General features: G+C 42.4%; 13 protein-coding genes and 1 riboswitch. Of the genes, 2 read left to right on the forward strand and 11 right to left on the reverse strand.

Annotated features, from left to right (window positions below; translation table 11 throughout):
* Nucleotides 1-25: 25 nt before the first annotated feature.
* Nucleotides 26-868 (reverse strand): aldo/keto reductase, encoded by an 843-nt coding sequence (locus tag P7J58_RS07880; protein ID WP_408556080.1) that lies wholly within the window; start codon nt 866-868, stop codon nt 26-28.
* Nucleotides 869-978: 110 nt separating this feature from the next.
* The gene (locus P7J58_RS07885) at nt 979-1,494 is read right to left on the reverse strand and encodes a QueT transporter family protein (protein ID WP_408556081.1); all 516 of its coding nucleotides are present in this window, start codon (nt 1,492-1,494) and stop codon (nt 979-981) included.
* Nucleotides 1,492-1,594: riboswitch (PreQ1 riboswitch) on the reverse strand. Its footprint overlaps the gene before it by 3 nt.
* A gap of 29 nt (nt 1,595-1,623) precedes the next feature.
* Between P7J58_RS07885 and P7J58_RS07890 the strand changes: the two genes are divergently transcribed.
* Entirely contained in the window at nt 1,624-2,061 is a 438-nt protein-coding gene (locus tag P7J58_RS07890) for a GtrA family protein (RefSeq protein ID WP_398582230.1), read from the forward strand.
* An 18-nt stretch (nt 2,062-2,079) separates the two neighbouring features.
* On the opposite strand, the gene P7J58_RS07895 is transcribed toward P7J58_RS07890, so the two are convergent.
* The 8 genes from P7J58_RS07895 to P7J58_RS07930 all read right to left on the reverse strand — a co-directional run bounded on the left by P7J58_RS07895 (nt 2,080) and on the right by P7J58_RS07930 (nt 9,860).
* Nucleotides 2,080-3,003 carry a YihY/virulence factor BrkB family protein gene (locus P7J58_RS07895; protein ID WP_408556082.1) on the reverse strand — a complete coding sequence of 308 codons (924 nt, stop codon included), beginning with the start codon at nt 3,001-3,003 and terminating at the stop codon, nt 2,080-2,082.
* A gap of 47 nt (nt 3,004-3,050) precedes the next feature.
* On the reverse strand, nt 3,051-3,911 hold the full coding sequence (locus tag P7J58_RS07900) for a methionyl aminopeptidase (protein WP_024384998.1): 861 nt from the start codon (nt 3,909-3,911) through the stop codon (nt 3,051-3,053).
* Nucleotides 3,908-4,480: a GNAT family N-acetyltransferase gene (locus P7J58_RS07905; protein WP_029187179.1), complete on the reverse strand. Its 573-nt coding sequence runs from the start codon at nt 4,478-4,480 to the stop codon at nt 3,908-3,910. Before P7J58_RS07905 ends, P7J58_RS07900 begins: the two co-directional genes overlap by 4 nt.
* 94 nt (nt 4,481-4,574) lie before the next feature.
* A complete protein-coding gene (locus P7J58_RS07910; RefSeq protein WP_408556083.1) occupies nt 4,575-5,834 on the reverse strand; it encodes a UDP-N-acetylglucosamine 1-carboxyvinyltransferase in 1,260 nt (419 codons plus the stop codon).
* A 130-nt stretch (nt 5,835-5,964) separates the two neighbouring features.
* Nucleotides 5,965-7,164, reverse strand: a complete 1,200-nt coding sequence (gene metK / locus P7J58_RS07915) for a methionine adenosyltransferase (RefSeq protein WP_029179935.1) — start codon at nt 7,162-7,164, stop codon at nt 5,965-5,967.
* Between the two features lie 438 nt (nt 7,165-7,602).
* Nucleotides 7,603-8,070 carry a deoxycytidylate deaminase gene (locus P7J58_RS07920; protein ID WP_408556084.1) on the reverse strand — a complete coding sequence of 156 codons (468 nt, stop codon included), beginning with the start codon at nt 8,068-8,070 and terminating at the stop codon, nt 7,603-7,605.
* Between the two features lie 16 nt (nt 8,071-8,086).
* Nucleotides 8,087-8,824: a hypothetical protein gene (locus P7J58_RS07925; RefSeq protein ID WP_408556085.1), complete on the reverse strand. Its 738-nt coding sequence runs from the start codon at nt 8,822-8,824 to the stop codon at nt 8,087-8,089.
* Between the two features lies 1 nt (nt 8,825).
* Nucleotides 8,826-9,860, reverse strand: coding sequence for a M42 family metallopeptidase (locus P7J58_RS07930; protein WP_408556086.1), 1,035 nt, complete (start codon nt 9,858-9,860; stop codon nt 8,826-8,828).
* Between the two features lie 65 nt (nt 9,861-9,925).
* Here P7J58_RS07930 and birA point away from each other — a divergent pair, with 65 nt between their 5' ends.
* Nucleotides 9,926-10,882, forward strand: a complete 957-nt coding sequence (gene birA / locus P7J58_RS07935) for a bifunctional biotin--[acetyl-CoA-carboxylase] ligase/biotin operon repressor BirA (RefSeq protein ID WP_408556087.1) — start codon at nt 9,926-9,928, stop codon at nt 10,880-10,882.
* Here the strand turns inward: birA and P7J58_RS07940 are convergent.
* The gene (locus P7J58_RS07940; RefSeq protein ID WP_002936839.1) at nt 10,848-11,036 is read right to left on the reverse strand and encodes a DUF3272 domain-containing protein; all 189 of its coding nucleotides are present in this window, start codon (nt 11,034-11,036) and stop codon (nt 10,848-10,850) included. The genes birA and P7J58_RS07940 overlap by 35 nt on opposite strands.
* Nucleotides 11,037-11,218: the final 182 nt, after the last annotated feature.

Here is an 11,218-nt window from a genome sequence, read left to right on the forward strand (position 1 = left end):
GCTACACATACTTTCACTTTTCATCTTAAAACTCTGCCAAGTCTGGATCCAACTGTCCTTTTAGGCCTGATAAGTTGTCCAACTGGGCCACGGCTTCTGGACTGATAACCAAATCCTCTATGTCCAAATTAGCCTGGATATTTTCTGGGCTGGTTGATTTTGGTAATGGTAGAAAGCCCTTATCTAAAGACCAAGCCAATGCCAGCTGGGCCACGCTGCAGCCTGCTTCTTTAGCTAGTTCTGCTGCTTCTTGACTTTGGAAAAGTGTTCCTGTACCAAATGGGCTATAGGCCTCCAAGAGAATGCCTTTGGCTTTGCAGTAGGCTACTAATTCTGACTGTGGAGTACCGGGTGCCAACATAATCTGGTTGACCATGGGTGTGATTTCAGCCGTTTCCAACAAGCCTTCCAGGTGATGTTCCATAAAATTCGAAACTCCGATGGCTTTGACCTTTCCTGAATGATAGAGCTCTTCCATGGCTTTCCAGACCTGAGCATTGCGCTCCTTCCAGCCGATGCCGTCACGAATAGCCTGTGGATTGGGCCAGTGGATTAAAAGCAAGTCCAGATAGTCCACCTGCAATTTCTTCATGGACTCCTCAACAGACACCAAGGTGTCCTCATAGCCAACCTTGTCATTCCAAACTTTTGTCGTTAGGAAAATATCCTCCCGTGCCACACTACTGTCCGCAATGGCTTGACCGACACTGGCTTCATTGCCATAAATCTGAGCTGTGTCAATATGACGGTAGCCCGCTTCCAAGGCATAAAGCACCGAACGATGAGCCTCTTCACCGTCAGGAATTTGCCAAGTCCCAAAACCAATTTTTGGAATGGTCACACCATTTGCTAGTTGATATGTCTTCATAAAAAGACCTCCTGTATTTTCTAGTTCCAGTATACCCTATTTGTCAGCCAATACAAAATATTAAGTAAAAAAGACACCCGAAGGTGTCTGCTCACATTTATCTCTGAAACTTATCTCTCGAAATTGATTTTTTTCGATAGCTTATCAATCACTACTGCACCAACTAGCAAGGAAAGCAGTTCTCCACCTGCTGTTGTCAACCAGGTCAAGAAGAATGGTGATTGATACAAGAATTTCAATTCCAAGGCGATGGTAAACATGGTCGCCGCAAAAAAGAATGAGAAATAAAAGAATGCCTTATTAAACAAGCCACCGAAGAGGTAGTCATTCTTGTATTTTTCAAAGAGGATAACCCCAAGAGTAACAAAGACAAGGGTTGAAAAGCCTCCTACAAAAAGGTCAATGACCCCAAATCCTATCAAGTTTGAAATCATACAGCCGATGGTCACAGCGATGATATACTTGCGATTATAAAAAGCCAAAAAATTGAGCATTTCTGACAAGCGGAACTGAACAGCTCCGAAGGAAATAGCATTCAAGGGCGGTGTCAAGGTCAAAGCTACATAGACGGCAGCGACAAGCGCAATCTCTGCCATATCTCTGGCAGTCCATTTAGATGTATTCATAAAAATTCTCCTTTAGCAAAAAGCTTGAAATATGCTTGGGTAAAGTGAGCAAGCCCCAAGGGTCATTGATTTTTTCAACAACGTCGTCTAGTATAGCACATTTTCAAAAAAAATGATAGACTAGTTCTTATGAAAAAACTATTTTATCAACTCATAAACAACGAAGTCATCCTCTATTTAATTGCAGGGGTTGCAGCTACCCTTGTCTATATGGTTACTCGAATGGGGCTATTTCTAGTCATCCCTTCCATTCTCCTTGTTACCCTTCTGGCAAATGCTGTCGCTATTCTCTTTGCCTTCTGGACCAATGACCGGTTCGTTTTCAAACAAGCCAGAGCAGGCTGGGGACAACGTCTCATCAAATTCACTACCGCTCGAATTGTCACTCTTGTTTTGGATATGGCTTTAGCCTATATACTTGTAGCTGCCTATCCACAATTGATTGGACAATTTGTACATAACAACATCAACCTGGTCAATGCCATTGCGACACTTTTCTCGCAAGTCTTAGTTATTGTCCTAAACTACGTTTTAAGTAAATTATTTGTATTTAAAGATAAGAAATGAGGTGGGAGTTCTCCTACCTCATTCTTTATCTATCGCTGTAAATCTTGCCTTGAGCCTATTCAAGATAGAAACAATATCCCCATCTCTGGCATGAAACTCTTCTACCTGCATACTTTGAACCGTAGCATTAATCATTGCACCAACGATGAGTACCTGAGCCATAAAAATGAACCAAAGCATAAAAACAAGAAAGACGACAGCTGTTACTATTGTAAAATCCAGCAACTTATTGGCATAATTATCAACATAAATCGAAAATAACTTTCCAATAGAAGTCATCGTCAACAGAACAAACAAGGTTCCTGGAAAAACATATCGAACTTTTTTTATCCGAACATTTGGCAAAAAGAAATAAAGCATAACCAAAGCGGCAAACAGAGCCATTAAACCTACTAACTGTGTTTGACTAAGAAGTCCCTTCAGCCAGGCGTCTTCAATAGGAACCAGCTTATTAATATAAGAAAAAACTGCCTGCCCGAAAGTCAAAAGCGTAATACTTAAGAGGATAATTACCTGCAGACCAATTCCTAAAAATATGCCAATCAAGTGCCCAATAATAAAATCACGGTGTTCATTGATGCCATAAGCCTTATTAAAGGTCTTCTGCAAAATGGTCATACTACGTGACAGGGTCCAAAGAGTGGTCAGAATTGAAATCCCTAACCATGATGACGACGGCTTTGTTAATACGGAAGTGATAAAAGATGAAACCGAAGGATAGAGCTTGTCTGGCACAAATTCAGCTACAACCGATAAAATCATATCCACATCAAATGGATAATAGGGCAGTAAATTCGCGAGAGTTAGAAGAATAGGGAAAATAGAAATTAACAAATAGTAAGCTACCGCAACACTTGTTACATCGCTATCAGCAGAACGATAAAAAGAAAAGAAGGTTGAGCAGAATGTTTTCAAACCTTCAACTATTTTGGTTTTCTTCATTCTCTCCTCCTTCCTCATTCACCTATTATTCACGACCTCTCCGAGAATTAATAGGTCCCTTCTTCACCTTGACTCGTCAAAATGACTGGACCATCCTTAGTAATGACAAACTGATGCTCATATTGGCAAGATAAGCCACCATCAAGTGTTTTGTGAGCCCAACCAGTCTTCATATCCGTATCGATTTCCCAAGTCCCTGTATTAATCATAGGCTCGATAGTCAAAACCATGCCCTCACGCAAACGGAGTCCACGCCCTTTAGTTCCATAGTGAGGAACCATCGGCTCTTCATGGAAAGTTGGTCCAACGCCGTGACCCACCAAGTCACGAACAACACCGTAGCCCAAACCTTCTGCATATTCTTGAATAGCTGCACCAATATCACCGATACGATTACCAACAACGGCTTGCTCGATACCACGATACAAACATTCCTTAGTCACATCCATCAAGTTTTGAACTTCCTCAGAGACCTGACCGACCGCATAAGCCCAGCAGGAATCCGCACAACCACCACGATAGGTCTGGGTGATTTTCTTCATAGCCTTGACATCATTAAAGTTGAGCTTAGAAACATCAATTACCGCTTTGTCTAAGGGCTCACTCAAAACCATATCGACCTTCAGTAAATCACCTTCTTTAAGTTTGTAATGACGCGGAAAGGCATGAGCGACCTCGTCATTTAATCCACAACAAGTCGCATAAGGATAATCCATCAATTCTCCATCAACACCAATTTGGAGTGGCAAAACATTCTTTTCCTTACACGTTTTACGGACATATTCCTCTACTTCCCACATGTCCACGCCTGGCTTGATAATCTCTCGCAAACCAATATGAATACCAGCCAGAACATCTCCAGCACGGTTCATTGCATCAATTTCTCGTTGTGATTTAATGGTAATCATTCATTCTCCTCATACATTTCTAATTTAAAATCTGTCTTCTTCAAGCTAAATTTTAGATAATTTCTTGTTTTATGGCTATAGCGGTCACTTCCGCGATACTGCGCAACCTGTACCAAACCAGCTTTTTTCGCCACCATCTGACTGGCCACATTTTCCTCATGAGTAACAATAACCAGCTCCCTCAGACCAAACTCATAAAAAGCTAGATAGACTAAAGTCCGCACTGCTTCCGTCATCAAACCTCTTCTCCAGTAGTCTTTTTTTAGGAAATAGCTGAGCTCCGCAGAAAGTTGACGTTCGTCTACCTTTTCAAAGCAAAGCGCACCAATCATCCTCTCCGAATGCTTATCAACTAAGGCCCAGTTTCCCAATGGTGAACGCATAAATTTTTCAACCATTGTCGAAAAAGCAATATTTCTGTCCTCCAAAGCTGGAAAGATAAAAGGAAGATTTTCAGGATTTGATACAATTTCATAGAAACTTTCTCCATCTTCAAAAGAAAATGGTCGTAAATACAAACGGTCCGTTTCAAAGCAAGCAAACTTCGCTAGTCTTGTCCAAAGTGTCATAGTGTACCCAAGGGGCTGAGAATTACTCCCAGCCCCAGATTGTTTTGTTTTTAAATCGTTTACCTTTTGAGAAAGTAGTTCTCAATTAGACTCTCTAATCCTCAATCAATTGAATATCTGCACCTAATTCTGTCAGCTTATCAATAATATTTGAGTAACCACGTAGAATAAACTCAATGTTTGTAATTTCTGTACGCCCTTGAGCCATTAAACCAGCGATAACCATTGCGGCTCCCGCACGCAAATCAGTAGCTTTAACAGATGTACCAGTCAGTTGATTTGGACCTTCAAAGGCAATATGGTTGTTACGAGTAGAGATTTTTGCTCCAAGATTTGCAAGCTCCTGCACATGACCAACACGTTTTTCATAAATCGTATCAACAATCGTACCAGTCCCTTCTGCCTTAAGCAGTAAAGGTGTAATGGGTTGCTGCAAGTCTGTCGCAAAACCTGGATAAGGTGAAGTTTTCACACTTACCGCCTTCAATTTCTCTTGCTTTTCAACAAAAATACTATCTTCAGAAATGGTCATGCGAACACCCATTTCTTCCAACTTAGCGATGTAACTCTCTAAGTGTTCATAAAGGACATTATCGATACGAATACCTTCACCAACAGCAGCAGCAAGGGCAATATAAGTCCCTGCTTCAATACGGTCTGGAATCACTTGATGACGTGTTCCTTTTAGACTGTCTACGCCTTCAATGGTGATAATATCTGTACCCGCACCACGGATACGTGCCCCCATATTGTTAAGCAAAGTTGCCACGTCAATAATTTCAGGTTCACGCGCCGCATTTTCAATAACTGTACGGCCTTCTGCTTTGACAGCTGCTAAGATAGTATTAATTGTCGCACCGACGCTGACAACATCCATGAAGATATGTGCCCCTTGAATACGCTGACCATTAGTTGCCAAGCGCATATATTCACCTTCATAGGTTGTTTTCGCACCCATGGCTGCGAAGGCCTTCAAGTGCAAATCAATCGGACGCGGACCCAAATCACAACCACCTGGCAAGCCAACAACAGCTTGACCAAAGCGACCAAGGAGGGAACCGTAAAAATAGTAGGATGCACGCAAGCTATTAATTTTACCAAATGGCATAGGCATGTCTTTTACACCACGAGGGTCAATCTCCAAGCTTTCACCATCACGCTTGACCGTCGCGCCCATTGTTTCCATAATATCAACTAAGCTATCTACATCCGAGATTGCAGGTACTCCGTCCAGAGTAACAATCCCATCTGCAAGAATAATGGCCGGAATAAGAGCAACAACTGAGTTTTTGGCACCACTAACGGTAACCGACCCTTTCAGTGTTTTTCCACCATTAATTACAATTTTTCTCATACTAACATTCACTTTCTTAGTTTGCCTAAAAAGGCATACGTTTCATTTTACCACAATGGGTGGTAAAATGCTAGTTATTTGATATATAAAAAAACAGGAGGCAAGTCTGTCTCCTGTTTTGCAACTGTTCCTACTTAATCTTTTGTAACGCAGTTTTCAAGGCTTCTACCTTGTCCAATTTCTCCCATGGGAGATCAATATCGGTACGTCCCATGTGTCCATAGGCGGCAGTTTGCTTGTAAATAGGACGTTTGAGATCTAACATTTGAATAATACCAGCTGGGCGCAAATCGAAAATCTGACGAACAGCTGCTTCTAGTTTGCTTTCCGCTACTGTACTTGTACCAAAGGTATCAATGCGAACTGAAACTGGGTGAGCAACACCGATAGCATAGGCCAATTGAACCTCAGCCTTTTTAGCCAAACCAGCAGCTACGATATTTTTTGCGATGTAGCGTGCCGCATAAGATGCAGAACGGTCCACTTTGGTCGCATCCTTACCAGAGAAGGCACCGCCGCCATGACGAGAATAACCACCATAGGTATCAACGATAATCTTACGGCCTGTCAAACCAGAGTCACCTTGAGGTCCGCCAATGACAAAGCGACCAGTTGGGTTGATAAAGTAGTTGGTTTGGTCATCCAGATAATGAGCTGGAATGATTTCCTTAATCACACGTTCAATGACATCCTGACGAATTTGCTCCTGGCTAACTTCTGGATCATGCTGGGTCGAAATAACGACTGTATCCACACGAACAGGTTGATTGTCTTCATCGTATTCAACTGTTACCTGTGACTTAGCATCTGGACGGAGATAAGCAATTTCACCAGATTTTCTCAACTCGGCCAAACGACGCACCAATTTGTGACTAAGTGAAATTGGCAACGGCATAAGTTCAGGCGTTTCATCTACTGCAAAACCAAACATGAGCCCCTGGTCACCTGCACCAATCAAATCCAATGGATCTTGACTAGCATCTTGACGAGTTTCCAAGGCTTCATTGACGCCTTGGGCAATATCTGGCGATTGCTCTACAAGTGACGGATGAACCCCAACCGACTCGGCTGAAAAACCATACTCACCTTTTGTATAGCCAATCTCCGCAATCGTATCACGTACCACACGGTTAATATCCACATAGGCAGTGGTGGAAATTTCACCAAAGACATGAACACTGCCTGTATAAACAGCCGTCTCCGCCGCTACGTGCGCATCTGGATCTTCTGCTAAAATAGCATCCAAAATGGCATCTGAAATCTGGTCTGCAATCTTATCCGGATGCCCCTCCGAAACAGATTCAGACGTAAACAACTTACGTTCTGACATAAAAATGTCCCCCTTAAAATAGAATATATGCTAGAAACCTAGCGGGTTACTAAGGTTACAAAGAACTAGTCGAAGACTAGTTCTTTGTAAAAGACAACTGTCTTAAGCAAAGGGAAATCCTATTTGCGAAAGACACCTGTCTTGAGCAAGGGAAAATTTCCAGATACCCAACGAGAAAGACAATACCAAACTGTATGAAATCAGCCTTATTTGAAGAAAATAGTGACTGAAGTGTAGTAAAGTTTTTACGCTTACTATTCAATGTTACCAGCTTCTTTAATTGTGTTTCAAGTGTTTCTGCAAATATTAACTAGTCTATAAACTACCTTTTCGGGACTTAATAACGTTTCTAGTATAGCATAGATTGACCGACTATCCTAGCATTTTCTTAAAAATAAAGAGGGTTGCTCAAAACACCCCTCTCTGCTGCGTAAACTACTAGATAAATTCGGCATCTGCAATTGCCTGTTTAACCACCTCTAGAGGCAAATGAACCAACTCACAGCCCTTTTCTCTATACAAGTACTGGGCATAGTCGTCCATTCTGTATTGATTGATATAGACGACCCGTTGGCAACCAACCTGTAACAATTGCTTGGAGCAATTAAGGCATGGAAAATGGGTCACATAGGCTGTAAAGCCATGTGGAATACCCCTCTCTGCTCCCTGCAAGATGGCATTGACTTCCGCATGTAAGGTCCTAGCACAATGACCGTCAATCATGAGGCATTCCTGATCCAAACAATGCTCTGTCCCTGAAACCGATCCATTGTAGCCTGTTGCCACAACCTTGTTGTCCTTGACCAAGACAGCACCGACTTTAGCACGTTTACAAGTCGCCCGATTGGCAATCAAGAGCGCCTGTGCCGCGAAATACTCATCCCAGGCTAAACGATTTGTTGACATGATTTCTCCTTTCCAATCAATCCACCATTCCATAAATCTCTGCCAAGTCCTGGGCTGTGACAATACCAACAAGATCCTCTGGCGAATGAAGCTTCCCACTCACCTGATGACTGACTAGGACGGTTGTGCGCTTACGCCCCTCAAAATGATTAATTACCTGATAAAGATGGGCTGTTATTGGCAGAATAATTACCTGAATACTATCTTCCTCACAAGCTAGTACATCTTCAAGACTAGCCTCCACCAATTTTTCACGTATAGAGCCCGTTTCCTTGCTTGCCTTGGCCAACCAATTTGTCAATCCCTTGTCAGAAACCAGGCCTTGATAAACCTTGTCAGAAAAAATAGGAAACTTAGAAAAATGCTCTTGCTCCACAATTTCTAAAGCCTTTATCAATTTGTCCTTGGCCTCAAAAATAATCGGCTTAATTTTCTGGGTCTTTTGTAAATAGTCGGCAATGGTAACCGGTTCTTGGTACTGGGCTATCACTTTTTCCAAAACAGTGATCAATTCCTGCGAAGGTTGGGCTACTTCCTTCAAACCTGTTCGTTTCTCATGAACCATGAGATTACGCAACTGACGAGCTACATAGAGTTTATCCCAGTTCGCCTCAACGGGATTATGTCGCGTCAATTCCTTGGCTTTGGCTAGCATGGAACCAACATCTGCATATTCCCCATCCGCAACTCCACAGACCTTACGCAAGACCTTATCCAAGTCATTGAATAACTCTAAAAAACGGCTTTCATTCATCTTAGTCTACCATTGCTGATTTCAAGTAGGCATCCACCATTCGCTCAGTCGCATGGACCGAATCCAAATGGGTCCGCTCGTAGGAATGGCTAGACTCGATTCCTGCACCAAGCAGGGCATGTTTGACATCCGCACCCGCCCGCATGGCAGCTGAAGCATCTGAGCCATAGTAAGGATAAATGTCCAGCTTATAAGGGATTCCATCTCTTTCAGCCAAGGCTACCAAGTGCTGACGGAGCTCATAATGATAAGGACCTGAGCCGTCCTTTACGCAGATAGAAACTGTGTATTCGTCAGTTTGCTGATCATCTCCCATTGCCCCCATATCGACCGCCAGATATTCAACCACCTGACTTGGAATGCTAGAGTTAGCACCGTAGCCGATTTCTTCATTGTTTGAAAAATAGAAATGTGTCGTATAAGGCAAGGTCGCTCCCTCTTCCTTATAGACTTTCAAAAGATGAAGCAAGATAGCTGCGGATACCTTATCATCCAAGTGACGACTCTTGATAAAGCCAGTTTCAGTCACAACAGTCCGAGGATCAAATGATATAAAATCTCCGACTTCAATACCCAAGGCCCGAGTTTCATCTGCATTGGTCACTTTTTCGTCCAAACGAATTTCCATATTGGTCTGATTGCGCTCAGCGGTGCTGGCATCTCGGTAGACATGGACAGAGGTCTGGTGCATGAGAATGGTACCTGTAAAGGTCTTGCCATTCTTGGCACAATGAATTAAGCAGTTTTCTCCCTCAATAGAAGGATATCCAAATCCTCCCACCAAATCCATTTTGAGTCGGCCATCTGGCTTCACTGCACGCACCATAGCCCCCAATGTGTCCAGGTGAGCAGTCACCATGCGGTGTTCCTGGTCATTTTCCCCAGGAACTGTCACCAAAACACCACCTTTAGCAGTCTTACTAGCAGTATAGCCGAAACTTTCAACCTCTGCCTTGATGTAATTCATAATATCCGTCGTAAAACCAGTTGGCGACGGTGTATTGGTCAGTTTAACGATGTAATCAAGTGTCTTCATGAAAACCTCCTTATTTATAAACTATTATATCATGTTTTAGAACATTTTTTTGCTATAATGAAGACATGAAAACCTACCAGAAGATTTATTTATTTTTAAAAGAAAAAGAAGACTATATCAGCGGAGAAGACTTAGCGCAGGAATTGGGGATTTCTCGGACTTCCATTTGGAAAGCCATTCGTCAGTTGGAAGCACATGGTCTGACTATTGAGGCAGCCCGCAATCGTGGCTACAAATTGGCCGAGGGGGATTTGCTGCTGCCAGATTTGATTTCGCAGGAGCTCCAACTCCCTGTCCACCTCAATACCGATAGTGATTCGACCCAGCTAGATGCCAAGCAAGGTATCGAAGCAGGTCATGCGAGCCCTGCCCTCTATCTAGCTCCCTATCAGAATAAAGCCAAGGGGCGATTTGGGAGACCCTTTTATGCCTCCAAGTCCGGTGGCATTTATATGTCGCTTCGTCTCTCTCCCAATGTTCCTTTTCTAGAATTTAAGCCCTACACCATTTTAGCTGCTGCTGCTGTTGTGAAGGCCATTCAATCCCTTTGCGACTTGGACGTCCAAATCAAGTGGGTCAATGACATCTATCTCGGACACAAAAAGGTCGCTGGCATCCTCACTGAGGCTATTTCTTCTATGGAAAACCAACGGGTAACCGATGTCATTATCGGTGTCGGCATCAATGTCCGCATAGACGATTTCCCTAAGGAACTACAACAATCTGCAGGAAATCTTTTCGAGGAGCAACCACCATTTACCCGCAATCAACTCATTACTGCCATCTGGAAAGCCTTCTTAGAAACCGATGAGAAGGAACTAATTGCCCTTTACAAAGAAAAATCACTTGTCGTTGGCCAACAAGTGAGCTTTGTAGAAAATCAAGTTGAATTTAAGGGGACTGCCATCGCTGTTACTGATACAGGAAACCTAGTTATCCAGTTAGATAACGGCAAAGCAAAAATTATCTCCAGCGGAGAAATCAGCCTTACTTCTTGGTCTGCTTCTCCACCAAACGAATAAATTTAGTCACCTTGTAAGCAAAATGAAGATTCCGATAGGCGATAAAGGCGTAGATACCTGCAATCAAGAAATCTCCTGTCAAAATCGATGCATTCATAAAATAAACAGCTAAAATAGTTGTAATGGCTAAAAAAAGAAATTGTGGAAGTTTCATAAAATAGATTATACCAAAAATTCAGTCAACTGGCTGAATTTTTATATGCTTTCTTGATAGGTTTCGATTCTTTTCTAAACAAGAAAACACCAATCTAATTGGTGCTCAGACTGAAGACAAAGTCCTTAGAATTGATTTTCTAAGGGCTTTTCTTCGTATTTAGGAGTATAATATAAGAAAAA

It is taken from the genome of Streptococcus suis (assembly GCF_046032535.1).
GTDB classification, from domain to species: domain Bacteria; phylum Bacillota; class Bacilli; order Lactobacillales; family Streptococcaceae; genus Streptococcus; species Streptococcus suis_AK.